General features: G+C 53.4%; 29 protein-coding genes and 1 other annotated feature. Of the genes, 5 read left to right on the top strand and 24 right to left on the bottom strand.

Annotated elements, in window-relative coordinates:
- Positions 1–248 precede the first annotated feature (248 nt).
- The 8 genes from yajC to KNP02_RS08120 all read right to left on the bottom strand — a co-directional run bounded on the left by yajC (position 249) and on the right by KNP02_RS08120 (position 7792).
- Entirely contained in the window at positions 249–527 is a 279-nt protein-coding gene (gene yajC / locus KNP02_RS08155) for a preprotein translocase subunit YajC (protein ID WP_214708159.1), read from the bottom strand.
- Positions 528–611: 84 nt separating this feature from the next.
- A complete protein-coding gene (gene tgt / locus KNP02_RS08150) occupies positions 612–1757 on the bottom strand; it encodes a tRNA guanosine(34) transglycosylase Tgt (protein WP_021066897.1) in 1146 nt (381 codons plus the stop codon).
- The gene (gene queA, locus KNP02_RS08145) at positions 1754–2797 is read right to left on the bottom strand and encodes a tRNA preQ1(34) S-adenosylmethionine ribosyltransferase-isomerase QueA (RefSeq protein ID WP_214708173.1); all 1044 of its coding nucleotides are present in this window, start codon (positions 2795–2797) and stop codon (positions 1754–1756) included. Before queA ends, tgt begins: the two co-directional genes overlap by 4 nt.
- 19 nt (positions 2798–2816) lie before the next feature.
- Positions 2817–3812, bottom strand: coding sequence for a Holliday junction branch migration DNA helicase RuvB (gene ruvB, locus KNP02_RS08140; protein WP_034776878.1), 996 nt, complete (start codon positions 3810–3812; stop codon positions 2817–2819).
- A gap of 10 nt (positions 3813–3822) precedes the next feature.
- Complete coding sequence (gene ruvA / locus KNP02_RS08135) at positions 3823–4410, bottom strand: Holliday junction branch migration protein RuvA (protein WP_034776877.1); 588 nt, start codon at positions 4408–4410, stop codon at positions 3823–3825.
- A gap of 83 nt (positions 4411–4493) precedes the next feature.
- Positions 4494–5573, bottom strand: a complete 1080-nt coding sequence (gene nadA / locus KNP02_RS08130) for a quinolinate synthase NadA (RefSeq protein ID WP_214708157.1) — start codon at positions 5571–5573, stop codon at positions 4494–4496.
- Positions 5536–6405 (bottom strand): carboxylating nicotinate-nucleotide diphosphorylase, encoded by an 870-nt coding sequence (gene nadC, locus KNP02_RS08125; RefSeq protein WP_214708155.1) that lies wholly within the window; start codon positions 6403–6405, stop codon positions 5536–5538. Before nadC ends, nadA begins: the two co-directional genes overlap by 38 nt.
- Positions 6359–7792, bottom strand: a complete 1434-nt coding sequence (locus tag KNP02_RS08120; RefSeq protein ID WP_214708153.1) for an L-aspartate oxidase — start codon at positions 7790–7792, stop codon at positions 6359–6361. The genes nadC and KNP02_RS08120 overlap by 47 nt, the downstream gene beginning before the upstream one ends.
- A 95-nt stretch (positions 7793–7887) precedes the next feature.
- Here KNP02_RS08120 and KNP02_RS08115 point away from each other — a divergent pair, with 95 nt between their 5' ends.
- The 4 genes from KNP02_RS08115 (at position 7888) to KNP02_RS08100 (ending at position 11123) form a co-directional block, all read left to right on the top strand.
- Complete coding sequence (locus KNP02_RS08115) at positions 7888–9018, top strand: cysteine desulfurase family protein (protein ID WP_251129178.1); 1131 nt, start codon at positions 7888–7890, stop codon at positions 9016–9018.
- A complete protein-coding gene (locus KNP02_RS08110; RefSeq protein WP_034776872.1) occupies positions 8996–9535 on the top strand; it encodes a transcription repressor NadR in 540 nt (179 codons plus the stop codon). The genes KNP02_RS08115 and KNP02_RS08110 overlap by 23 nt, the downstream gene beginning before the upstream one ends.
- A gap of 104 nt (positions 9536–9639) precedes the next feature.
- On the top strand, positions 9640–10221 hold the full coding sequence (locus KNP02_RS08105; protein ID WP_214708149.1) for a DedA family protein: 582 nt from the start codon (positions 9640–9642) through the stop codon (positions 10219–10221).
- Between the two features lie 125 nt (positions 10222–10346).
- A complete protein-coding gene (locus KNP02_RS08100) occupies positions 10347–11123 on the top strand; it encodes an NUDIX domain-containing protein (RefSeq protein ID WP_214708147.1) in 777 nt (258 codons plus the stop codon).
- 44 nt (positions 11124–11167) lie between these two features.
- Here KNP02_RS08100 and KNP02_RS08095 read toward each other — a convergent pair whose 3' ends face one another.
- From KNP02_RS08095 to KNP02_RS08025, 15 genes are all read right to left on the bottom strand, one after another.
- Positions 11168–12454, bottom strand: a complete 1287-nt coding sequence (locus KNP02_RS08095) for a hemolysin family protein (RefSeq protein WP_034776869.1) — start codon at positions 12452–12454, stop codon at positions 11168–11170.
- A 15-nt stretch (positions 12455–12469) separates the two neighbouring features.
- Complete coding sequence (gene obgE / locus KNP02_RS08090) at positions 12470–13759, bottom strand: GTPase ObgE (RefSeq protein WP_034776868.1); 1290 nt, start codon at positions 13757–13759, stop codon at positions 12470–12472.
- On the bottom strand, positions 13760–14200 hold the full coding sequence (locus KNP02_RS08085; protein ID WP_214708145.1) for a Spo0B domain-containing protein: 441 nt from the start codon (positions 14198–14200) through the stop codon (positions 13760–13762).
- Positions 14201–14276: 76 nt separating this feature from the next.
- Positions 14277–14558 carry a 50S ribosomal protein L27 gene (rpmA, locus tag KNP02_RS08080; RefSeq protein WP_016508537.1) on the bottom strand — a complete coding sequence of 94 codons (282 nt, stop codon included), beginning with the start codon at positions 14556–14558 and terminating at the stop codon, positions 14277–14279.
- A gap of 12 nt (positions 14559–14570) precedes the next feature.
- Positions 14571–14906: a ribosomal-processing cysteine protease Prp gene (locus KNP02_RS08075; RefSeq protein WP_034776866.1), complete on the bottom strand. Its 336-nt coding sequence runs from the start codon at positions 14904–14906 to the stop codon at positions 14571–14573.
- 3 nt (positions 14907–14909) lie between these two features.
- Positions 14910–15218 carry a 50S ribosomal protein L21 gene (gene rplU, locus KNP02_RS08070; protein WP_015881153.1) on the bottom strand — a complete coding sequence of 103 codons (309 nt, stop codon included), beginning with the start codon at positions 15216–15218 and terminating at the stop codon, positions 14910–14912.
- Between the two features lie 15 nt (positions 15219–15233).
- Positions 15234–15305, bottom strand: a sequence feature (ribosomal protein L21 leader region).
- A 55-nt stretch (positions 15306–15360) separates the two neighbouring features.
- Entirely contained in the window at positions 15361–16686 is a 1326-nt protein-coding gene (locus KNP02_RS08065) for a ribonuclease E/G (protein WP_214708143.1), read from the bottom strand.
- 42 nt (positions 16687–16728) lie between these two features.
- Positions 16729–17586 carry a septum site-determining protein MinD gene (gene minD, locus KNP02_RS08060; protein ID WP_214708141.1) on the bottom strand — a complete coding sequence of 286 codons (858 nt, stop codon included), beginning with the start codon at positions 17584–17586 and terminating at the stop codon, positions 16729–16731.
- Between the two features lie 5 nt (positions 17587–17591).
- Positions 17592–18260, bottom strand: coding sequence for a septum site-determining protein MinC (locus KNP02_RS08055; protein WP_232939187.1), 669 nt, complete (start codon positions 18258–18260; stop codon positions 17592–17594).
- A gap of 5 nt (positions 18261–18265) precedes the next feature.
- Complete coding sequence (gene mreD / locus KNP02_RS08050; RefSeq protein WP_052090206.1) at positions 18266–18760, bottom strand: rod shape-determining protein MreD; 495 nt, start codon at positions 18758–18760, stop codon at positions 18266–18268.
- A gap of 1 nt (position 18761) precedes the next feature.
- A complete protein-coding gene (mreC, locus tag KNP02_RS08045; protein WP_034776861.1) occupies positions 18762–19652 on the bottom strand; it encodes a rod shape-determining protein MreC in 891 nt (296 codons plus the stop codon).
- Positions 19653–19665: 13 nt separating this feature from the next.
- Positions 19666–20703: a rod shape-determining protein gene (locus KNP02_RS08040; protein ID WP_021066877.1), complete on the bottom strand. Its 1038-nt coding sequence runs from the start codon at positions 20701–20703 to the stop codon at positions 19666–19668.
- A gap of 241 nt (positions 20704–20944) precedes the next feature.
- Entirely contained in the window at positions 20945–21568 is a 624-nt protein-coding gene (locus KNP02_RS08035; RefSeq protein WP_214708139.1) for a hypothetical protein, read from the bottom strand.
- The gene (locus KNP02_RS08030) at positions 21556–22173 is read right to left on the bottom strand and encodes a hypothetical protein (protein WP_214708137.1); all 618 of its coding nucleotides are present in this window, start codon (positions 22171–22173) and stop codon (positions 21556–21558) included. Before KNP02_RS08030 ends, KNP02_RS08035 begins: the two co-directional genes overlap by 13 nt.
- Positions 22174–22199: 26 nt before the next feature.
- Positions 22200–22988 (bottom strand): hypothetical protein, encoded by a 789-nt coding sequence (locus tag KNP02_RS08025; protein WP_214708135.1) that lies wholly within the window; start codon positions 22986–22988, stop codon positions 22200–22202.
- Between the two features lie 138 nt (positions 22989–23126).
- Between KNP02_RS08025 and KNP02_RS08020 the strand changes: the two genes are divergently transcribed.
- Positions 23127–24062, top strand: a complete 936-nt coding sequence (locus KNP02_RS08020) for an IS30 family transposase (RefSeq protein WP_214708133.1) — start codon at positions 23127–23129, stop codon at positions 24060–24062.
- A 141-nt stretch (positions 24063–24203) separates the two neighbouring features.
- Here KNP02_RS08020 and radC read toward each other — a convergent pair whose 3' ends face one another.
- Positions 24204–24827: a RadC family protein gene (gene radC, locus KNP02_RS08015; RefSeq protein WP_251129184.1), complete on the bottom strand. Its 624-nt coding sequence runs from the start codon at positions 24825–24827 to the stop codon at positions 24204–24206.
- Between the last annotated feature and the right edge of the window lie 24 nt (positions 24828–24851).

The following is a 24851-nucleotide window of genomic DNA, read 5'->3' as shown; positions in this document are numbered from 1 at the left end:
CCTGGAGACGGACTTCTAAATCTAGGGGCAAAACCAATTGGTTCATGGTATACTCTTTGTACATGGGGGCACCTCCAAAGTTATGGTTTCGTCACTTTAACTTTATCAGAGGTCGCCCCTATCTGTTTAGTCCAAAATGTGTGCACGAGCCCATAAAAATGACAAGAGGCCCCCGGGAGCGAACAAGTCGCTCCCGGGGGCCTCTTTGTTATAAATCTACTGAGTTATGTCCCAGCCTCGTTGTTTGGTTACTCTGCGAATGACGAGTTGCCTTTTTTCGTCACTTCAGCAATCGCACTGCGATTGAACTTGAGGAGTGACTGGTCACATTTCAATGTGACTTGCGTGTCTTCGATTTGGTGGACGACGCCGTGAAGGCCGCCGATTGTTACGACGTGATCCCCACGCTCAAGCGCGTTTTGCATCGATTGTACTTCCTTCTGACGTTTCGTCTGCGGACGGATCAACAAGAAGTAGAACACGACGAAAATAAGAATCATCGGTAATAGTGCTTTGAGAATTTCCATGCGTAAAATTCACCCTTTCCTTCAATATCAGGTTCATTATACCGTGAAACTGAAACGTTGTCACATAATCGCTGTCAGAACAATTTAGAAATTCTTGGCGTTTGGTTTGTTATACCCATATTCTTCGAAAAACTCTTCCTTGAAGTCCAAGAGACGGTCTTCGCGGATGGCTTGACGTACTTGACTCATCAAGTTCACGAGGAAGTGAAGGTTGTGTGTCGAACAGAGGTGAAGCCCGAACATCTCGTCGGCGCGAATCAAGTGGTGCACGTACGCGCGCGAATAGTTCTTACATGTATAGCAATCGCACTTCTCGTCGATTGGGCCGAAGTCCGTCTTATGTTTCGCATGTTTGATCGTGACGCGGCCTTTCGATGTCATGAGCGTCCCGTTGCGGGCGATCCGGGTCGGCAAGACGCAGTCGAACATGTCGATGCCGCGAATCGAGCCTTCAATCAATGCATCCGGTGAACCGACGCCCATCAAGTAGCGCGGCTTGTTCTCCGGCATGAACGGTGTCGTGAACTCGAGGGCGCGGTACATGACGTCTTTCGGTTCACCGACCGATAATCCACCGACGGCATAACCTGGGAAATCAAGCGAGACGAGGTCGGCCGCACTTTGACGACGGAGATCTTCGTACTCGCCGCCTTGGATGATACCGAACAATGCCTGGTCTTCCGGACGTTCGTGTGCCGCGAGGCAACGCTCTGCCCAACGGCTCGTCCGCTCGACCGATTTCTTCATGTATTCATGCGTCGCCGGGAATGGCGGGCACTCGTCGAACGCCATCATGATATCCGAACCGAGCGCGTTTTGAATCTCCATCGCCTTCTCCGGTGACAAGAACAACTTGTCGCCGTTCAAGTGGTTGCGGAAATGGACGCCTTCTTCTTGGATGTTGCGAAGGTCGGCGAGCGAGAAGACTTGGAAGCCGCCCGAGTCCGTCAAAATCGCGCCGTCCCAGTTCATGAATTTATGAAGGCCACCGGCTTGTTTGACGACCTCATGCCCTGGACGAATCCAAAGGTGATACGTGTTCGAGAGGATGATGTTCGCACCCATCGCCTTGACTTGTTCCGGGGCCATCGTCTTGACGGTCGCCTGCGTGCCGACCGGCATGAAGACAGGTGTCTCGAACGAGCCGTGCGGCGTATGGACGATTCCGTGCCGCGCTCCCGTCTGTTTACATGTGTGGATATGTTCGTATGTGACTGCGTGTTTGGTCATTTGTTCTCTTCCTTCCTCGTGATGAGCATCGCGTCCCCAAAGCTGAAGAAGCGGTAACGTTCTTGTACCGCCGTGCGGTACGCGTTCAAGATGATGTCGCGCGACGCGAACGCCGAGACGAGCATGACGAGCGTTGACTTCGGCAGATGGAAGTTCGTGATCAGTCCATCGATCGCCTTCAACTCGACGCCCGGGTAAATAAAGATATCCGTCCAGCCCGATGACTCGACGAAATTCCCATGGTCGCGCACGATCGTCTCGAGCGTCCGGGTCGACGTCGTCCCGACGGCGAAGACGCGGCCGCCGCTTGCACGGACGTCGCGAAGCGCTTCAGCCGAAGCGGCCGACAGTTCGAAATACTCACTGTGCATCGTGTGCTCTTCGATCGTATCGGCCGTGACGGGGCGGAACGTACCGAGACCGACGTGGAGCGTGAGCGGGATCAGCTTGACGCCTTTCGCCTCTGCCGCTGCGAGCAGTTCTTCCGTGAAGTGGAGGCCTGCCGTCGGTGCGGCCGCACTCCCGCGTTCACGGGCATACACCGTCTGATAACGGTCTTGGTCGTCGAGCTGTTCACGGATGTATGGCGGGAGCGGCATCGTGCCGAGCTCATCTAAAATCTCATAGAAGATGCCGTCGTAATCGAGCTTGAAGCGGCGTCCCCCTTCCGGCAGCTCTTCGACACATTCGGCCCGGAGCAACCCGTTGCCGAACTCGACGATGGCGCCGACTCGGACTTTTTTCGCCGGTTTGACGAGCGCTTCCCAGACATCATCTTCCGTCTGTTTGAGTAAGAGCAGTTCGACTTTCCCGCCCGTCTCCTGCTTCGCCCCGAACAATCGGGCCGGGAGCACGCGCGAGTCGTTGACGACGAGAGCGTCGCCTGCCTGCAAGTAGTCGAGCACGTCACGGAAATGACGGTGCTCGATATCGCCCGTGTCGCGGTCAAGGACGAGCAGTCGTGAGCTCGTCCGGTCAAGAAGCGGTACTTGGGCGATCAGTTCTTCCGGTAAGTCAAAATCATAGTCGTTTACGTTCAATTGAATGTCTTGCATATCGTTACTCCTCTTCATAGCCAAAATGCGTCTTTGCGTACTGGGTGATCATCCGGCCACGCGGGGTCCGTTGCAGAAAACCTTGTTGCAACAAGTACGGCTCATACACGTCCTCGATCGTTTGGGCATCCTCCCCAATCGTCGCGGCGAGCGTCTCGAGTCCGACCGGTCCACCGCCGAACCGCTCGACCATCGCCCGTAACAGCCGATGGTCGACTTCGTCGAGCCCGAGGGCGTCGACGTGTAACCGGTCGAGCGCGTCCGAGGCGAGCACCGGATCGATTTCTTTCGTTCCCGCCACTTGGGCGAAATCACGAACCCGGCGTAACAGCCGGTTGGCGATCCGCGGCGTACCGCGTGCACGTTTCGCGATGGCACCGCTCGCCTCTGGTGAGATCGACAGGCGGAACAGTTGGGCCGTCCGACTGACGATGGCGGCGAGCTCATGCGGCTCGTAGTATTCGAGCTTCAACGTCACACCGAAACGGTCACGGAGCGGCGCCGACAACATGCCGGCCCGCGTCGTCGCGCCGACGAGCGTGAACGGCGGTAAATCGATGCGGACGCTTCGCGCCATCTCGCCTTGTCCGTAGACGATGTCGAGACAGTAATCCTCCATCGCCGGATAGAGAATCTCTTCAATCGTGCGGCTCAAGCGATGAATCTCGTCGATGAACAGGACGTCGCCCGGTTCGAGCGTCGACAGGATTGCGGCGAGGTCACCTGGGCGTTCAATCGCCGGGCCGGCCGTCGTCTTGATGCCGACGCCCATCTCGTTGGCGATGATTTGGGCAAGCGTCGTCTTTCCGAGTCCCGGAGGACCGTAAAGGAGGACGTGGTCGAGTGTCTCGCTGCGGAGCTTCGCGGCTTGGATAAAGATCGACAAGTTGCCTTTCGCCTTCTCCTGTCCGATGTACTGCTCGAACTTTTGCGGACGCAAGCTCCACTCTTCAGAGTCTTCATATTGTTGATGGGATTGTGACAACAATCGTTCGTCCATGGTCTCCTCCTTATTTCAATAGCAATTGCAGGGCGCGCTTTATGTAAGCGTCTGTCGTCAATATTTCTGAATTCAGTTCCTTGCGGACACGGGTGATCTCACGCTCTGAATACCCGAGTGCGACGAGCGCTTCGCACGCCTCGTCGAGTTCGGAGGCCCCTTGAGCGAACAGGCCGGTATTCGGTACGTAATCCGGGGCGAGCTCGGACAGCTTGCCTTTCAAATCGAGCGCCATCTGCTTCGCCGTCTTCTTGCCGACACCCGGGAACTTCGTCAAATACTTCTCGTTCTCGGTCTCGATCGCGTCGATAAGCGCGTCCATATCGCCTGAGGCGACGATGGCGAGTGCGCCTTTCGGTCCGATGCCGTTGACGCCGAGCAGTTTATTGAACAGTTCGCGTTCCCGACGTGAGCGGAAACCGTACAGCGTCTGTTGATCTTCACGCACATAATGATGCGTAAACACGATTACATGTTCGTCTTGTTCACGATAAAAAAACGGGTTAGGCACATGTACTTTGTAGCCGACGCCCGAAACATCCAACGTTATATATTCCGCGCACACATAGGCGACGGAGCCTTTTACGAATTCAATCACGGTCATATCTCCTCTTCATGGGAAAACTGCATTCATTGTACCATAACCACCGCCACGAAAAAAGGACAGGCGATTGCCTGTCCTCAGTGCGCGAGCATCCGCTCGAGGGCGAGTGTCGCCCACTTCGTCGTCTCTAGATCGACACGGATGACGTTGACCGGATTGGTCTCGAGCGACTCGAGCGCCCAGAGCAGATGCGGCAAATCGATGCGGTTCATCGTCAAGCACGGACACATGTACGGATTGAGCGAGATGATATCGAGCTCGGGGTGCGTCGCCGCGAGACGGTTGACCAAGTTCATCTCGGTGCCGACGGCCCACTTCGTCCCCGGCGCGCTCGCTTCGATCTGGTCGATGATGTATGACGTGGATCCGGCCTCGTCCGCCGCCTGCACGACGTCGAACGTGCACTCGGGATGGACGATGATGCGTCGTTCCGGGTCGTTCTTCCGTAACGCCTCAATTTGGGCGACGTTGAACTTCTCATGGACCGAGCAGTGCCCTTTCCACAGAATGACCCGCACGTCCTCGATGTCACCCTCATAGACGAGTCGTTCCCGGAGTGGGTCCCAGACGGCCATCGCCTCGAGCGGCACGCCCAAGTCATATGCCGTGTTCCGTCCGAGATGCTGGTCCGGTAAGAACAGAATCCGTTCGCCTGCCTCGAGTGCCCAATGGACGATGTCATGGGCATTGGAAGATGTGACCGTCGCGCCCCCGTTCTTGCCGACGAACGCCTTGATCGCCGCCGTCGAATTGACGTACGTGATCGGAATGATATCATCGCCGAACGTATCGGTCAGCTCTTCCCAAGCGACCTCCGTCTGATCGATATCGGCCATGTCCGCCATCGAGCATCCGGCCCGCATGTCCGGCAAGATGACGAGCTGGTCGTCACGCGTCAGCATGTCGGCCGTCTCGGCCATGAAGTGGACGCCACAGAAGACGATGAACTCCGCCTCGCTCATCTGTTCGGCGAGCCGTGCGAGCTGGAGCGAATCTCCGGTCGCGTCCGCGAACTGGACGACCTCGTCTTTTTGATAATGGTGGGCCGGTAAAAACAGGCGGCTGCCGAGCCTGGATTTGATGGCTTCAATCCGTTGTTCCATCTGTTCAATCGTCAACTCAGCGTACTGCGCTGGCATCGTTCCGAGTAATTGCATGTTTGATTCCTCCTACAAGATTTAGACTGCAATCGAGCGCCGTCACCGAATGCGTCAACTGTCCGATCGAGATGACGTCGACACCCGTACCGCGATACGCTGCGATCGTCTCGACAGTGATGCCTCCTGACGCCTCCGTTTTAAAATGCTCTGGCACGAGCGCACGCCACGCCTTCAGTTCTTCAGGCGCCCGGTTGTCGAACATGATGATGTCGGCGTTCGCCGCGATCGCCTCATGCAATTGTTCGAGCGTCTCGACCTCGACTTCAATCGGCGTCGTGTGGCCGGCAAGCATCCGAGCTCGTGCGACCGCGTTCGTGATCCCGCCAAGGGCCGTGATGTGGTTGTCTTTGATCATGATGGCATCGTCGAGACGGAGCCGATGGTTCTTCCCACCACCCGAACGGACGGCATGTTTCTCAAGCATACGGAGCCCGGGCGTCGTCTTTCGGGTGTCCGTGACGGCGATTGTCGGGTCGTCGAGCCGTTCGACGCAGCGCCGCGTCATCGTCGCGATCCCGCTTAAGTGCTGGACGAGGTTCAACAGCACCCGTTCCGTCTCAAGGAGCGTCCGCGTCTTGCCTCGCAAAATAAAGAGCGTGTCACCTGCCGTGACGTTCGTGCCGTCCGGTTGGCACGATTCGACGACGAGACGTTGCAACTGCGCCAGCTCTAGGACGACGTCCATGCCGCAGAAGACGCCGTCTGCCTTGGCGCTGACCGTGGCGAGCGACGTCTCGCGGTGGTCAATCAAGGCACTCGAGGCGTCCCCAAATCCGATGTCCTCATGTAAAAATGCTGTCAGCTGTTCGCGCAAGGCGATTTTGTTCATCTGAATCCTCCGTTCTTATGACGGCACTGGCCAACAGGCGTGCCGCTTTCAGACTCAACGTCTGTTCACTTAATTGTCTTGACACGTGTTTCGTCTGTGCCAGTTGTTGGGTATTTTCTAAGAAACTTACGATTTCGCCAATCTGAGGCGAGATTGTCAACCATTCCCCAATCTGTTGCCGATAGCGGCTGAACAGATCATCCGAAACCTCATACACGGTCGTTTCGTTCACCGTGAACGGCTTCTCCTCCACCATCACCGCTGCCGCCACCCGCTTCCCGAACACCCAGCATTCGAGTAACGAATTTGACGCCAGTCGATTTTTCCCGTGGACGCCCGAATCGGCGACCTCACCAACCGCATATAACCCAGCGACGGTCGTCCGCCCGTCTACGTCGACGTCCACACCACCCATATGAAAATGTAGTCCGGGCCGCACTGGGATCCGCGTCGCGTCGAGCCCATACATCCGGCACGTCTCGACGAGTTTCGGGAACCGTTCATCAATTCGCTCGACGCGACTCGTATCCAAGTAGACGGTGCCGTCATGACGCGTGAGTGACCGAGCGACCTCGTCCCTAGGGGCGAGGCTTCCGAGTGGATGGTGAGCCATCACGTGACGTCCTGACGCATCGACGAGCGTCGCGCCTGCTCCTCTTAACGCTTCCGTGACGAGGTGGGGCGAATCGACCGCGAGTAACGTCGGGTGGAATTGGATACGAGACAAGTTCTTGAGTCTCGCCCCGACCTCGTCCGCCAAGACGAGCCCGTCCCCCGTGACCGAGCGACAATTCGACGTCCAATCGATGAGTCCACCGATTCCCCCGGTCGCCAAAACGACGGCTCCGGCCTGGACGTGAAGACGTGTCTTTCCGTTGAATCCGGTCGCCCCGGTCACGCGGTCGTCGGTCTTCACCAACGAATCGATCAATACGTGTTCCATGACGGTCACGTTATCCGGCAATTGACGACGAAGCGTCGCCATGACGTGCCGTCCGGTCTCGTCCCCGCCGACGTGAAAGATTCGATTCATGCCATGCGCCCCTTCACGTCCGACGGCGTACTCAGCACCCTCCCGGTCGAAGACGACACCGAAGCGCTCCAAATCGCGGATCGCGCTCCGTCCTTCTTCGACGAGTGTATAGACACGGTCGGGCACGGCTGCGAGTTTCGAGGCGACGAGCGTATCCCGCTCATGGTCGACACTCGACGGCTCCAAATACGAGCTCGCAATCCCGCCTTGGGCCAGATCTGAGTTCGCGCTTGTCACTTCATGCTTAGAGACGACAAGGACGTTCAATGAATGAGGCAAATGGAGTGCCACCGTCACGGCGGCCAAGCCAGCCCCAACGATCAACACATCGACCCGTTCAAACTGTAAAGACATCTGTATATCACCTGTTTTTCATATGTAATGTTGACTTGTAAACTAGTTTCGCATAATTTTGTGAAGAAGACAACATGAGAAAAGGGGAACTTACGATGAACCGTTACTTTGATTATGCGGCGACGCACCCGATGACAAAATCCGCTCTCGACCATTACGTGGCCATGGCACGAAGCGTATACGGTAACCCGTCTTCCCTCCACACGCACGGCTATATGGCGGAAGATTACTTGACCGAATCCCGACGGTTGTTGAAGCAGGCGCTCGGGCTCGACATGCTCCGCGGCAAGCTCCTCTTCACCGGAAGCGGCTCCGAGAGCAACTACATCGCCCTCACGAGTCTCCGGAAGCGCATGAAAGGCAGTGAAGTCATCACGTCGTGGCAAGAGCACGACTCGGTCGCGCTTCTGCTTGACGAGTGGGAAGCAGAAGGCGTGATCGTTCACCGCTTGAAGCTGAAGGACGGACGGTTCGACCACGAGACGTTCACGCATTTGCTCGACCGTGACATCGGGCTCGTCACGTTTCAACACGTCAACTCGGACACCGGCTGGACGCTACCGCTCCACAACATCCTCTGCCAATTGAAATATAAGAAAGTGTTGTTCCACGTCGACGGCGTCCAGGCGCTCGGCAAGATCCCGGTCTCCGTCGACGGGATTGACGCCTATTCGTTCAGCGCCCATAAAGTCGGGGGCCCGAAAGGCGTCGGTGGCCTCTATATGGAACGGCTGTTGCCACCGCCCTATTATCCGGGACACCATCAATACGGCATCCGTCCCGGCACCATCAACGTGCCCGGCATCTGTGCATTCGTCAAAGCGTTCACCGACCGGCACGAGGCACGGACACGTCATGAAAGAAATTTCTTGGCGTTTCGTGCTATCTTGAAAGAGAAGACATCGTCTTACGTGGATTGGCTCGAGTTCGACCAGCAGAGCCCCGCCATCTTCTCGTTCGTCTCGAAACAGCGGGACGGGCAGTGGTGGATGACCGAACTCGATGGGCTCGGGTTCCAAGTGTCGGCAGGGTCGGCCTGTCGGGCCGGCCAGAACGGACCGAACCGGATGCTCGAGTCGCTCGGCTATGAGACGAGCACCTGCCACGGACTCGTCCGCATTTCTTTCGGCGAAGCCACGACCATCGAGGCCACGACGGCACTCGCCGAAGCCATTGTCACTTTAGCAAGGAGAGTAGGATCATATGAACAAGCGCTTAGCCGGTGAAGAACGCCGGCGCACGTTACTGGAAATGATTGAACAGAGTTCCGAGCCGATCACCGGCTCCGAGCTCGCCCGCCGCGTCGCCGTCAGCCGACAAGTCGTCGTCCAAGACTTGTCGCTCTTGAAGGCGAAGGGCCATCAGATCGTCGCGACCGCCCGCGGGTACGTCTATCTACCAGGTGAGGCGTCACCGTCCGCCTATACCCGTAAAATCGTCTGTCGCCACGAGGCCGAGGACATGGAAGCGGAGATGAACGCCATCGTCGACGAGGGCGTCACGATTCGCGACGTCATCATCGACCATCCGGTCTACGGTTCATTGACGGGCCAGTTGATGGTGAAGAGCCGTCGCGACGTCCGGGCTTTCCTCGAACGGGTCGAGGCGAACCAGGCCGCCCCGTTGTCGCATTTGACGGGTGGTCTCCACATTCATACGCTCGAGGCCGATAGTGAAGACGCCATCGATGCCGCCGTCTCAGAACTTGAACGACTCGGCGTCCTCGTCTCCGAGCTCGACTAAGATGTCACAAATACGTGACATCTTTTCTTTTGCTTTCGACTCATGTTCGTTATACTGATGGATGGAATGCATCCTGTACAAAATTTGGAAAGGGGGAAACGGTCATGTGGCACTTTCTCGAGCAACTGTTGCTCGGGTGCGGCGTTTTTAGCGTCCCGCTCGGCATCTTCATCCAACTGATCCCAAACGAGCTCGTGCTCGCCTACGGCGGCTACCTGACCGGATCTCTCGACACCTCGTTCCTGTTCGTCTTCCTGCTCGCATGGACGGCGTTCGTCATCAGTCAAATCGTCTTATATGGGATTGGCCGCTACGGAGGACGCCCTGTCGCCCTTCGCCTCTATCGGTCGTTCCACATCAGTGAGGCGAAGCAACGCCGGGCCGAAGTCTGGTTCGAGACGTACGGCGCTTGGATCGTCTGTCTGAGCGTCATTTGGCGCCAACTGTTCGCCGTCAGCGCCGGGGTCATGCGGTTATCGTTCCGGAAGTTTTTGACGGTGACCGTCCTCATCTTCGCCGTTTGGTCGTTCATCTTCGTCAAACTCGGGATGATGCTCGGCGACAATTGGCGTCACATCGGTGAAGTCACACACGGGTTCTTGCCGTACGTCGGCATCGGCATCGGACTGTTCTTTCTCGTCCGCTACGTCCGCGCGAATCCGCGCCTATTCAAAAAGTCAGCCTGAGCAGATGCGCTCGAGCTGACTTTTTTTGATATAGAGGGAAAACGGATCGTGATGACGAATATAGAGTCATGAGGAAAGCGTTTTTTTCTCGGAATAGAGATACCACCTTCAAAGGAGGAATTACCATGTTCCATCGTCGAAAAACGTACACCATCCGTCCTGAACGCTTAGATGAATTCACCGAGTTTTTCCATACATACCTGTATCCGATTCAGGTATCGCACGGCGCCCGTCTTGTCGGTCGTTGGGTGACCGAAGACAAGAGAGAGGTCATGGCCCTGTGGGAATACCGTGACCGCGAGCACTACGAACAAGTCGAACGCGATTACCGTTCGAGCGGCTTGCGCCGCGAGGCGATGAAGAAGCGAGCCCGTCTCGGCAAAGATTTATATATCAAATCGAATGAGGAGTTCATGATGCCGACCGGTCACTATACGCCACCGCGCACGATTGTCTCCGTGACCGCCTACGTCACGAACGAGGCCGGTGAAGTGTTGCTCGTTCAAAACACGCACCGGAGCGACACGTATGAGATGCCGGGCGGACAAGTCGAGGAGCATGAATCGATTGTCGACGCCGTGCATCGTGAAGTGAAAGAAGAGACCGGTGTCGATATTGAAGTCGAAGGCATCACCGGTATTTATCAAAACGTCTCCTCGCGCGTGCTCTGCGTCACGTTCCGTGCCCGCTACGTCTCCGGCGACCTGCAACCGCAGGAAGGCGAGACGCAAGAGGTCGGCTTCTTCAAGGTCGATGCGTCGAACGTCGGCGACTACATCAAACGGGAGCACTTCCAAATGCGTCTCGTTGATGCGATCGACCCGACGTATATGCCGCACGCCATCTATAAAGTTCGGCCATACGAGCTGCTCGAACGCGTCGAGCGCCATCATACCGTCTAAACAAAAGGAGGGACCGCCAGTTGGCGGCCCCTCCTTCAGTTCGTTTACGCTTGTTCGACCGGTTCGGATTGACCCGTCTCGACGAGCAATTTGCGAATCCGACGCTTTTCGACGTGGAGAACGGTGAACGTCATGTCATCGTACGTGACACGCGCACCTTTCTCTGGAATGTCTCCTAATAGTTCGACGATCCAACCACCCATCGTGTTGGCATCTACTTCAGGTTCTTTAATTCCCATCTCATCAGCGAACTCATCGACATCCATGTCGGCCATACACTCGTAGACGCCGTCACGGAGTCGTCTCAAATAGACGATCGATTCGTCGTGCTCGTCCCAAATGTCTCCGACGAGCTCCTCGAGCATATCTTCGAGTGTGATCAGACCGGCCGTCCCGCCGAATTCGTCGAGGACGACGGCCATGTGCGATTGTTTTTGCTGGAGTACAGGAAGCAGCTCAATCAATTTTGTCTGCGGCGATACGTACGTGAGCGGACGAATGAGCGAACGGACGTCCGTCACTTCATCACGCATCATCGAACGAAGGAAATCACGCTCTGACAACACCCCGATGACGTTGTCAATCGAGTCTTTATACACCGGCAGACGAGAATGTCCACCGCTAAAGATCGTGTCTTTGATCTCTTCAAGCGTATCGTCAATGTCGACGGCGAGGATATCGATCCGCGGCGTCAACACATCGTCGACGGTAATGTCGTTGAAGGCGAAGGCGCTATGCACGAGTTCCGCTTCGGTCTCGCCGAGCACCCCTTCTTCTTCTCCCATATCGACGAGCACTTTCAACTCTTCTTCCGTCACCGACGGCTCTTTGTCGTTCATCCCAATCATGCGGAGCACCAACTTCTTCAACCCGGTAAAGATCATCGTCACCGGTTTCAAGACTTTGACGAGGAACAACAAAATGCCGCTGATGAGAAGCGAATACTTCTCCGCGAACTCTTTCGCGAGCGACTTCGGTAAAATCTCACCGAAAATCAAGATGACAATCGTCGTCGCGAACGTCGAGATGACGAGTCCGGCCCCACCCGAGTAAATACTCGTGGCGATGGCCGTCGACACCGTCGCGGCACCGATGTTGACGATGTTGTTCCCGACAAGGATCGTCGAGAGCGTGTCATCGAAACGATCGACGAGGTGGAGGACGCGCTTGGCGCCCTTGTCCCCGTCTTCACTCATACGAATCATCCGGACGCGGTTCACACTCGAGAGCGCGGTCTCGGCAGAAGAGAAAAAGGCTGACAACATAACTAAAACTGCATAAAGAATTAAACTAGACGAGGGCACAGGGTCCACGTTTACTTCACACTCCATTTCATTAATAAAAGATTATTCGACAAATTCGAATTCAAAGTCCAAGATAGCGACGACGCTGCCGTCTTCGGCACCCAACTTGCGAAGGTCGTCATCGACGCCCATTTGACGCATTTGACGCGCGAATCGTTTAATCGATTCGTCGTGATCGAAGTTCGTCATCTTGAAGAGCTTCTCGATGCGAGGCCCCGTGATCACGAAGCGTTCGTATTCATCGACATGAATCTGATACCCTTTCTCTTCCTTCTCGTAACGATAAACGACACGTGGTGTGGCCGTCTTCTCTTCGAGCTCTTCGAGTGGGAACTCAGGTGTCGAGTCCACGAGATTAGCTACTTCGATGAGTAGGTTGCGGAGTCCTTCTTTGGCGAGTGCCGAGATCGGGAAGACTTTGACGTCATCTCCGATTTTCTTTTGGAACTCTTCCAATAATTCCGGCGCATCCGGCATGTCCATCTTGTTGGCGACAACGATTTGCGGACGCTCGAGGAGGCGTAAGTTATACGACTCGAGTTCGCGGTTGATCGTCGTGTAGTCTTCGAACGGGTCGCGCCCTTCCATGCCACTCATATCGATCATGTGGACGATAACTTTCGTCCGCTCGATGTGACGAAGGAACTGGTGACCGAGACCGACGCCTTGGCTCGCCCCTTCGATGAGTCCTGGAAGATCGGCCATGACGAAGTCACGGTCGTCTGCCGTCTTGACGACACCGAGGTTCGGTGTGATCGTCGTGAAGTGGTACGCGCCAATTTTCGGGCGTGCCGACGAGACGACTGACAAGAGCGTCGATTTCCCGACTGACGGGAATCCGACGAGACCGACGTCAGCGAGCAATTTCAACTCAAGACGCAATTCGCGTTCTTGACCTGGCTCCCCGTTCTCGGCGATCTCTGGTGCCGGGTTGGCTGGCGTCGCAAAACGACAGTTCCCGCGGCCACCGCGTCCGCCTTTGGCGATCGTGGCCCGTTGGCCGTGCTCGGTAAGGTCGGCGATAACCGTATCGGTCGATGCATCAAATACGATCGTACCTGGTGGGACTTTGACGACGAGCGGCTTCGCTTTTCGTCCGTGCATGCCTTTCGACATCCCTTTTTCACCGTCATGGGCGATGAACTTTTTCGAGAAGCGGAAATCTACGAGCGTGCGCAATCCTTCTTCTACTTCGAATACGACGTCACCACCGTGACCGCCGTCTCCTCCTGCTGGTCCACCGTCTGGAACATACTTCTCGCGGCGGAACGCGACCATCCCTTTACCGCCGTCTCCAGCTTTTACAAAAATATTAACCTGATCGACAAACATTTAATTCCCCTCCTTTATAACGAACGTAGAACATTCTACTGTCTGCTCGTACACTTCGTCTGACGTGAACACGTCGTCCGGCACATGACCGAAGACGCGGACCATCAGTCCGTCCGTGAACGTCACATGAATCGGTCCATCCGTTCCTGACAGAAGACGGACAAGTTTGTCCGCCACACGCGCGTCGTCGAGCGACACACGGTCGGCCGATACCTTGTAGGTCAACCGTCCTTCCCAATTCGCTTGTATGATGACGAGACTCGCCATCGGCAAATCCAAACGAATGAGCGCACTCTCCTCGTCGGCGTGCTGACGATATCGCTCGTACAGCTCCTCGAGTTTTTCAGGCTCGAGCGCCGCATACAAGGAGATCATCTGAAGCCGATTCATCCATTCGTGACGGACGGTCGATAATAGTTTCAGTGCTGCTTGTGAGTTCATGCAATCCTCTCCTAGGTAAAACTAGTAAAAAAGACTCTAACCAAATAAGTGGCTAGAGTCTTCTGCGTGGTTCTACTTACGCAACTGGGTAAACGCTCACTTGTTTCTTGTCGCGACCAAGACGCTCGAAGCGTACTACGCCGTCAACTTTAGCAAACAATGTGTCGTCGCCACCACGGCCTACGTTTTCACCTGGGTGAATTTTCGTACCGCGTTGACGGTAGAGAATCGATCCAGCTGAAACCGTTTGTCCGTCAGCGCGTTTAGCGCCGAGGCGTTTCGAAATCGAGTCACGACCGTTTTTAGTCGATCCTACTCCCTTTTTCGATGCGAAGAACTGAAGGTTCAATTGTAACATGAGGTCCACCTCCTATTGTTCAATTTGGATATAATCACCGTAACTCTGGGCGATCGTGTCTAGTTGCACGAGCATCCCTTCTAATAACAATTGGGTGCGAGTCATATCCTCCGGTGATAGGTCAGGATACGTCTCGACATAAAAGTAGCCACCCTCTGTTTTGTCTGCCATTTCTACAAGAAGCGACTGACCGGCGAGTACCTCGACAGCGTTGTATGCCCCAAAGATGATGGCAGAAACGCCGGCACATACCAAGTCAGAACCGGGTTCGGCAAAGTTGGCGTGACCTGTCACTTCGACGGAACGAATCGACTTCGTCTCGTCTCGTCTGACCGTTACTCGAATCATAGCTTACGCTTCGATTTTCTCGATGCGAACTTTCGTGTAAGGCTGACGGTGACCTTGCTTACGACGGTAGTTTTTCTTAGCTTTCATTTTGAAGACAGTGATCTTCTTAGCGCGGCCGTGTTTTACCACAGTACCGACAACTTTAGCGCCCTCTACGAGTGGAGCTCCGACTTTAACATCGTCACCACCAACGAAAAGAACTTCACCGAATTCTACAGTACCCTCGACATCAGCATCGAGTTTTTCGATGTAGATCTCTTGACCTGCTTCAACTTTGATTTGCTTACCACCAGTTTTGATGATTGCGTACATATACGTGCACCTCCTTATTAAACTCAGACTCGCCATCCAGGGCAGGGCGAAACCGTTTCAACCCGTTCTGTGCGGTTGTAGCCATTTGGGTGCTTCCAAACGAACTAACGTTATAGATAATACCACTCTCGTTTCATCGTTGTCAATGACGAGATACGAAATTCTGACATTCCTCGAGCGTCCCGTAGAACGCCACATCCGGTTCTCCCTCGACGAGGAGGACCGTGCAGGCAAACCCATCCCACGACGTGTCGTGCCACTTGCCCGGGAGCGTCAAGACGACCGCTTCGACTTCCGGCGCGAGCTCCATCAAAGCACGTTCAATCCGAGAGAAGACGGCGAGCTTCGACGGCTTCCCGTCGTGCGTCATCCGGTCTTGCATCGAACGTCCCGTGCGTTCCCGGGACAGCTCGAACAAGCCCATACGCGTGAAACCGTACACTTCGACGCGGCGCGGATCACGGGCGCCGAGCTCTTTCATCTTCTTCAGGAGCCGGGCCTGCCCGTCTTTTGACCCGCGTAAGAAGTCGATGACGACCATGCCGCCGATATTGCGCAGCCGGAGCTGCTCCATGACCGCGTAGAGGGCAGCCTCGTTGATTGTGTCGGCTGCCCGTCCCTTGTCCTTGACGGCGACGTTCTTGCCGCTGTTGACGTCGATGACGGTCATCGTCTCAACTTGTTCGACCAAGACGTAAGAACCACCTTCAAGCCAGACGACGCGCTGTCCTAGCTTTTCAATCGCCCCGTCGAGCCGGGCCGCTTCTTTCATCCGACCTTTGCCGACATGGCGTTCGACGTTGACCTCGAGCCGTGATAACCGCTCTTGTGCTTCCTTGTCGTTCAACATGACCGACTCGACCGCATGGCGGCGCACGAACTGTTCACACAGCAGCTCATCCTGCCCGCGTCGTGCCGTCACGACGTCCGCGGCGCGACGCCGAAGCAAGGCAAGTTCTTCTTGAAGGACGTCCGGGCTCGCTTGCCCTGACTCCGTCCGAAACAAGACACCTTCCGCTTCTTCGAGCTCGAACACTTTTGATAACCGGTCCTGGGTGACGAGGTCGAGCTTCCGGCTATACAGCTTACGCCGGCCGTATGGGAAGTAGACGATGTAGCGTCCGCCGAAGCGGATGTTCTCGGTCACTTTATGATGTTTGCCGTTGATGCCTTCTTTCGTCACTTGGACGAGGCGTTTGTCACCGACGACGGCCGCCTGGCCGATGCCAGGCACATTCGGATACGCCTCGAGCGCTTTGAGCGTCTCGGCAATCGGCAGGAAGAACGTCGTCTCGCCGGTCGTCAAAAACGCGGCGCCGAGCGACGGATGAATCCGTTCGATCGCGGCCTCGAGAATCGTCCCGACCGACAGTTGGTCGATGAAGCGTTCCTCGACCTCGAGGAGGCGTTCCCCATCGACGAGCATGGCCCGTTCGATGGACGGGGTCCGTTCATAGATCAATCGCACACGTATCTCTCCTTTCGACACAAAAAGGCAACTTTCGTTGCCTTAGGCTTTTTTCATTCCAAACTTCATCATGACCCGCGTCCAGAAGCCGACCGGTTTTTGTTCGGTCTGAATCGACATGAGCGGCACCGACTCGCCGAGAATGCGGCGCGTGATGTTGCGGTACGCTTGTCCGGCGTTGTTGTCCGGGTTCATCGTGACCGGCACTCCGCGGTTCGCAGCGGCGATGACTTCTTCATCGTCGACGACGACGCCGAGCAAGTCGATCGACAAGATACGCATGATGTCATCGATGTCGAGCATGTCGCCTGATTCGACGAGGTGGTTCTTGACACGGTTGACGATCAGTTTCGGTGCCGCGACGTGTTCCGCTTGCTCGAGCATGCCGATGATGCGGTCCGCGTCTTGAACGGCAGCCTTCTCAGGCGTCGTCACGACGACAGCCTCGTCGGCGCCGGCGATGGCGTTCATGAAACCTTGCTCGATACCGGCCGGACAGTCGATCAATACGAAGTCGTATTCGGTCTTCAACTGGTCGATGATCTCTTTCACTTGCTCCGGTTGGACCGACGTCTTGTCTTTCGACTGGGCCGCAGGCAAGAGATACATCTCTTCGAACCGCTTGTCACGAACGAGCGCCTGATGCAGCTTGCACTGCTCGTTGATGACGTCAACGAGGTTATAGATGCTCCGGTTGTCGAGTCCTAAGATGATATCCAAGTTCCGTAGACCGATATCCGTATCGACGAGACAGACCGAGTGGCCAGACAATGCGAGGCCCGTCCCGAGGTTCGCGGTCGTGGTCGTCTTCCCGACGCCACCTTTCCCCGACGTCACGACGATGGCCCGACCTTTCTTCACTTCTTTAGCTGTATGTACAGGCTCTACTACTTGCTCCATCAAACTCACCCTCTCTGTAATTCCATTGCATATGCGTCTTTCAGCCCAGTCATGACTTGACGAAGACGCGTCATTTCAATGCCCTGATTCGTCTGATACGCGCATCCCATCTCGATCTCCGGAAGCTCTTCGTCGTCGTCCGACGCGAGCACATGTTCACCGATCGCTAAAAACTTCGGATGGAGCAGACTGGCGGTGATGACCGCTTCCTCCCATCCTTCGACACCGGCACGCACATTTCCTCGTATCGTCCCTAAACAATATATGCTGCCCGTTGCCCGAACCTCGGACCCCGGGTTGATGTCTCCGATAATGAGCACCGAGCCATCGAAATCGAGCACTTGCCCGCTTCGAATCGTCCCGCTATGGTAGTGGAACGTCTTTTTGCCGTAGGTCGCTTTCGCCTCTTCGGTCAACATGACCTCGCTCGACAGCTCCTCGATATAAAAAACGCCATGACGAGCGACGACTTCACGAATTTGACGTGACAGCTCCTCGTCGATGTAACGAGTACCCGCGTGCAATTTGAGTGCAATCTTCCCAGAGGGCGGCTCCATTTCTTGTAACGTGGCCTCAAGCTCTCCGAGCACCTCATCGATGCCACTCCGTGGATTGAAGTGGATTGCAATACCGTTGCGATGTCCTTTTATCGTAATATGTCGTTTACGCTCCATCATGGCTACCCTCTTTTCGCTACAGGTCGCGGCGCCACGTATCGTGTCATCGGCACGTATAACAGTGCGATGGCGACAGCGTTGACGGCGAGCGTCCCTGGAATCTGTTCAACTAATAGTGTTTGAATGGTCATGGTCGTCCCACCGACCGCCGTCATGACACTGAAAATCCCGAAAGAAAACACGAGGATCATGAATGTGAACGTGATGACGACCGAGAAGAAGTTCTCACCTATATATTTTAACACGAAGCTGACTAAGAGAGGAATGAGTGAAAAAGTAAATAAGTAAATTCCGAGCAAGTCGGTGTAGACGATGTCATACAATAGCCCGAAGACGAGACCGAATCCGAGCGCCGACTCCCAGCGGCCATACAAACTGACGTACATCAAGCCGATCAACGTCAAATACAAGAACGGCGTCACATAGTGCCATGAGAAGATGGCGGCCCATGTCCCTTCAATAAGAAAGAGGAGGAACAGGGCGATGAACACTTTCATGTTACTCACCCGCTGCTCCTCCTTCCTCGGGACCCGTCAAGAACGGTTCGTCTAGCGTTCGATCGATGACAAACATTTGCGAGAACTCGTTGAAGTCCGCCTCAGGTTTGATGCGGGCGACTTGAGACACGCCGTATTCGTCGGTTTCGATCGACTCGACCGTACCGATGACGAGACCGGCCGGATAGCGCCCACCGAGACCTGACGTCGATACGATCTCGCCTTCTTTCAACTTGACGCTGTTCGAGACCTTCGTGAAGAAGAGCTCGTTCGTCTCGCTGTCGAAGCCGTCGATCGTCCCGTACGTCGCTTTGCCGTCCGCGTCCTTGACGACGGCCGAGACGTTGTTCGTCCGGTTGTTGTCAGAGAGGAGTTGCACTTGCGACGTATAGGCGCTCGTCTGGATGACGCGACCGACCATACCGCCGGCGGCCGTGACGGCCATGCCTTTCTCGACACCGCGTTCTTCCCCGACGTTGACCGTTACGTAGCGCTGCCAGTCGTTCGGCGTACGCCCGATCACTTCGGCGGGAATCAAGTCGAAGTCACGGAGCGACGTGTCGGACGCCTCGACCATTTGCCGCAATTCTTCGTTCTCACGGCGCAGGTCATCGGCCTCGACCGACACTTCCGCGTATTTCGTCAAATGTTGTTTCAATTGACGGTTCTCTTCATAAATATCGCGTACGTTCGAAATCGAGGACACGGTACTGTCCATCCAGCCGATCGGCACCGTGAACACCCGTTGGAACGTTCCGACCACATCACGCGTGACGTCTTGGTACCAGGCGGATTCCGACCGTCCTCGAATCGAAACCCCTAAAATCACAACGAATAAGATGATACCGATCAGCGTGATGATGAGCTTTTTATTGCGTACGAACCGGCTCATCGTGTGTCACCACTCATCGACGCGACGAGATGCCTGATTTTGAACGGAGGACGTCCATCATTTCAAGAGATTTTCCTGTCCCGATGGCGACGCAATCGAGCGGCTCATCCGCGACGAGTGTCGGGATGTGTGTCTCGTCCGAGATGACGTCATCCAAGTTTTTAAGGAGGGCTCCACCGCCTGTGAGGACGATGCCGCGGTCCATGACGTCAGCAGCAAGTTCCGGCGGCGTCTGCTCGAGCGTTTGTTTCACGCCTGCAAGGATCGCTTCGACCGTATCCGAGAGTGCTTCACACACTTCAGCAGCCGAGACTTCGATTTGTTTTGGAAGACCTGTCACGAGATCGCGACCACGGATTTCCATTTTCTCATTTTCGTTCGAAGCGTCGATGCGAGCCGAACCGACTTCCATCTTGAGCGTCTCTGACGTCCGCTCCCCGATCATGAGGTTGTATTTGTTTTTGATGTAACGAATAATGGCGTCATCCATTTCGTCACCGCCGACACGAATCGATTGGCTCGTCACGATGCCGCCGAGTGAGATCACTGCGACTTCGGTCGTACCGCCACCGATATCGACGACCATCGAGCCTGTCGGTTCCCAAACCGGGAGACCGGCGCCGATTGCTGCCGCGAACGGTTCTTCGATCGTGTACGCTTCACGTGCGCCCGCTTGCTTGGCTGCGTCTTCGACGGCACGTTTTTCGACTGATGTGATGCCGCTTGGCACACAAATCATGACGTTCGTCTTCGATGAGAACAAACCGCTCTTCGACTTCTGTGCTTGCTCCATGAAGTATTTGATCATCGTCGCTGTCGTCTCGAAGTCGGCGATTACCCCATCTTTCATCGGACGGCGTGCCGTGACGTTGCCCGGCGTACGTCCAATCATATCCTTGGCCTGGTTACCCACGGCCTCAATTCTACCTGTATCTGTGCGGAACGCCACTACGGACGGTTCACGAACAACGATGCCTTGACCTTTTACATAAACGAGCGTATTTGCCGTTCCAAGGTCGATTCCGATTTCTCGGTTAAAACTACGAAACATACGTGCTGCTCCTCTCTTGGTTACACTATTTTTTATTATAACGGAAAAATCATGTTTGAAAACGTTCATTCGATTACAGGTTATTTACAATAACGCGAATCTCAGTCCTGTCTCACCGTTTATTAGTGTGCCTTCTTTTCGGGAAAAAGGCAAATCAAAAAGCAAGCGCGTGAAAGCGCCTGCTTAAAAAATGAATTGATTAATTACTGGTACCTTTGCCTATTTAAATTTCACTATTGAATTAAATACTGAACACGTAGATATGTTCTTCCTGATTGAGTGCAATCTTAAATTTAAGTACAGCCTTTTGATTACGAAGAGATATAGGGAGCCGAATTTTAAAAGTCGATTTAAACAGTGTGGAAGAAGTAGATTGAGAAAACGCATCATTAATGGTGTAGATGTTTTCCCCATTAAAACGAAATAGATCAATGATTATGTTGCTTTGTTTTATCGCTAAAGTTTCTACAGAAGAAATAATTAAATCTATTGGTTGAGTCGGGGAGTCAAATACATTCAGAACTAAATTCACTTCAAAGTATCCCTCCCCGTCTAAAGCAGAAGCATCATAGTCGAGCGCTAAATTACAGGAAGACATTTTACTTTCACTTTTAGTAATAAAATACTTTGACAACAACATATCTTTTTCAGAAATCAATCTGTCTTTATCTTCAAGAATTTGCACTAAGATATGCATAAGAGTCATTAAAATGGCAACAATGAGTAAAATTAAAAACAACGGTAACTCACTATCTTTCGCTCCAATAAATGCAGTTAAAGAAAATATAATTAATGAAAATACAATAGATATTACTGAATATCTACCTGATATAATTTTGTTGACACTCTCACTTAATAAATGCACATGAATAACCTCTCAACCACACCAATTAAATATTTCTCGTCATTGTTATCTATAGAAATTTTGCCGTCCTTCCAAACAGAAAGATATCTATCTTCAAAATTTATTGTCAAAAAATCAAGAGAATTATCTTCCTCGACTATTGTGTGAAGTTTATCTAAATTGACAAAGTCTAAACTAATAAATTCGTCATCCTTATTTGTATACTCAATTTTTTTTATGGTTCCCTTAAAAAAAATTATTATGTTCAAAAAATCCTTGTTATCGAACTGTTTCACTTCAGCATTTATTTTAAGATTATTAATTAGTTCATCCATGATAATTTGATTGAATGATACGTTTTCATGTTCAATTAATAACAATTTAGAATTATGTTTATAAAACGTATTAATTAGTGAAGAGTAAGGGAAATTGAATTGAGGACCCAGCTTCATAGTAGATACAACATATTCATCTTCAATGTTAAAAACAACGTGGTGAATATCATTAAATTTATTAGAATGAATTACAGACAAATTTTTATTTGCTGGTTTTTTTAAAAAGAATTTTTTCTTTGAAAGTTGATCAATCTTTTTAGAATCAGAAACTATAACGGTAGTAAAATTCATTTCCCCCACCTCTTTCGTAACAAAATTTAGCTATCAGTGTATTTTAACAAGAACTCAAGAGTAGATACAGTAAAATCTTCCACAGATGCTCCTTGTAACTCTTCGGTTTCGAAAGAAATTCTGTGCCCATTCGAATATAGATTCATGGTCACCGTCTCTTCTTCGCCAATGTTAGTATAAGGAAATTGAATTTTCAAATGAGCTAAATTACCATGTCCGTCGTATTCATCGGCAACAGTAGAGCGGTTAACAATATCTGCAAGATCAATCTCATAAGAAACCTTCGTAGTCTTGTCGCCTTCTTTATTTATTTTTTCGATTTTTGCTTCAGACCATTTTATTTCAGTATCCTCTTGAATATTTTTCAATAATTGATGATTTATCTTAAAGAGCGACGCTTCAAGACCTAAATCTTCTACCATAGTCTTCATTTTGCTTTTCCCTTTTTCTTCGTTTGAATTATTAGAAAAAACAATTAGATGTGAGTCTTCTGTTAAAATTATTTTGGATTTAGTCAAGTAGTCAAACGAAGTCTCTGTTGTTAGAATTTCTTCATTTTGTAATCTTGATTCTACGTATGTACCTAGATTAATTGTTTGAAAACCAAAACATTCTAATGTAGTTTTCCCTGACGATCGTTGAAACAAATGAGGTAAAGTAAAACCTTCGCTAATAATCCTTCCAGTCTCATCACTTCTTACTTGCTTATGTTTCATTTCATTCAATATTACTTTTAAATCGAGTTTCCCTTCTTGATTGTAAAATAAATTTAATTGTCCAGTTTCATTTAATCTATATATTGTAAACGCTGCCATAATGCACCTCCAAATTTTTTACTTTGATGAATTATAAAATTAAGTGCAACACCTGAACGTGAACGCAAAAAAAGCCCATAGCGACGGCCTCGTGTAGAATGAAGTCACCACAACACACATTCACACGGAGGAATCGACATGAGCTATACCCATCTTACCACAGCGGAACGCGTGAAAATAGAGACCTACCTGGAGCTCGGGATGTCCGTACGGTCCATCGCGAGACGGCTCGGGCGACAGCCCTCGACCGTCTCGCGGGAGATCAGAAGGAACCCCGGCTACACGGCCGAACGCGCACAGGAGCGCTACGCCAAGGCGAAGCGAAACTGCGGCGCCAAGACGAAGCTCGACGACATGATGCGCCGGACGATCATCGAGAAGCTGCGGGCGACCTGGTCCCCGGAACAGATCGTGGGTCGTCTCTTCGACGGGAAAATCGCCTTCTCGACCATCTATCGTTGGATCTATTCGGGGCTGATCGACGTGCCGGTGACCGTGCTCCGCCAAAAGGGCAAGCGCCAGAAACCGATGGAGACACGCGGTCGGTTCAACATCGGTCTGTCCATCGCCAAACGTCCGAGAGAGGTGCGCACACGCGAGACATTCGGCCACTGGGAGCTCGACACCGTCGTCTCCGGGCGTGGGAAGTCGAGGGCGTGCGTCGCGACGTTCATCGAGCGAAAGAGCCGGTTCTACATCGCCCTGCCGATCACCGACCGCAGCGTGGCCTCGATGGAGGGGGCGATCCACACGGTCCACGCGGCCTTCCCAGCGGGCACGTTCAAGACGGCGACGACGGACCGGGGCAAGGAGTTCAGCTGTCACGAGCGCGTCCGGGCGACACTCGGCGTGCCGATGTATTTCGCCGACCCGTACTCGTCGTGGCAGCGCGGCAGCAACGAGAACGCCAACGGCCTCCTGCGCGAGTTCTTCCCGAAAGGATCGGACTTCGCGACGGTCGGCCAAGGAGAGATCGTGGACGCGCTCGCCAAGATCAACGGGCGGCCGAGGAAATGTCTCGGCTGGAAGACCGCACACGAGGCCTTCGCGGAGGAAGTGTTGCGCTTAATTTGACAAACCGTCCTTTATTAAATAATACCATTTTTAAAAGATAATGAATCCTACAAAAATATTAGGAATCATTATCTTTTAAAATCTATAAATATGCCTATTTCCCAATACTATCATGCACACTTAAGAAAAGAATGTACTTTGTTATCCGTTCATATACCCACGTTGCTTCATACTGACGTAATGGTCCTCCCCGATGATGACGTGGTCGAGGCAAGCGATGCCGACGATGTGACCGGCCTCAACGAGACGCTCCGACACTTCGATGTCTTCCCGGCTCGGGGTCGCGTCCCCGCTCGGGTGGTTATGGACAGCGATGAAACACGCCGCCGACAGTTTGAGCGCTTCGCGGAACACGTCGCGCGGATGGACAATCGACGAATTGAGCCCACCGACGAACAGCGTCTTCCGGGCGATGAGCTGGTTCTTCGTGTTCAAATACAGACAGATGAAATGTTCTTGGTTCAACAGCCGGAGTTCATCACGGAGCAGTTCATAGGCGTCCTGTGGCGAACGGATCTTCGGCGTCTCTACTTTCGGTTCCTCGACGTAACGGAGACCGATCGCAAACGCCGCGAGCAACTGCTCGGCTTTCTTCTTCGTCATGCCCTCGATTTGACAGAGGTCGCTCACGGACGCCTGCGACAGCGCCCGGAGCGTCGGATATACGTCGGACAGCCGCCGGGCCGTCTCGTGCGGGTCGCCACCCCTGCCCCCGATTTGGAGCAGCCGGGCGATCGCGGATTCAACACTTCGGTCGAGCACCATGGTCATTCCTTCACCAACTTTCGC

Origin of the sequence: Exiguobacterium sp. s40 (assembly GCF_018617905.1) — a bacterium.
Classification (GTDB): Bacteria; Bacillota; Bacilli; order Exiguobacteriales; family Exiguobacteriaceae; genus Exiguobacterium; species Exiguobacterium mexicanum_A.
The sequence above is the reverse complement of the archived record's forward strand: the minus strand, read 5'-3'. Positions and strand labels throughout refer to the sequence as shown.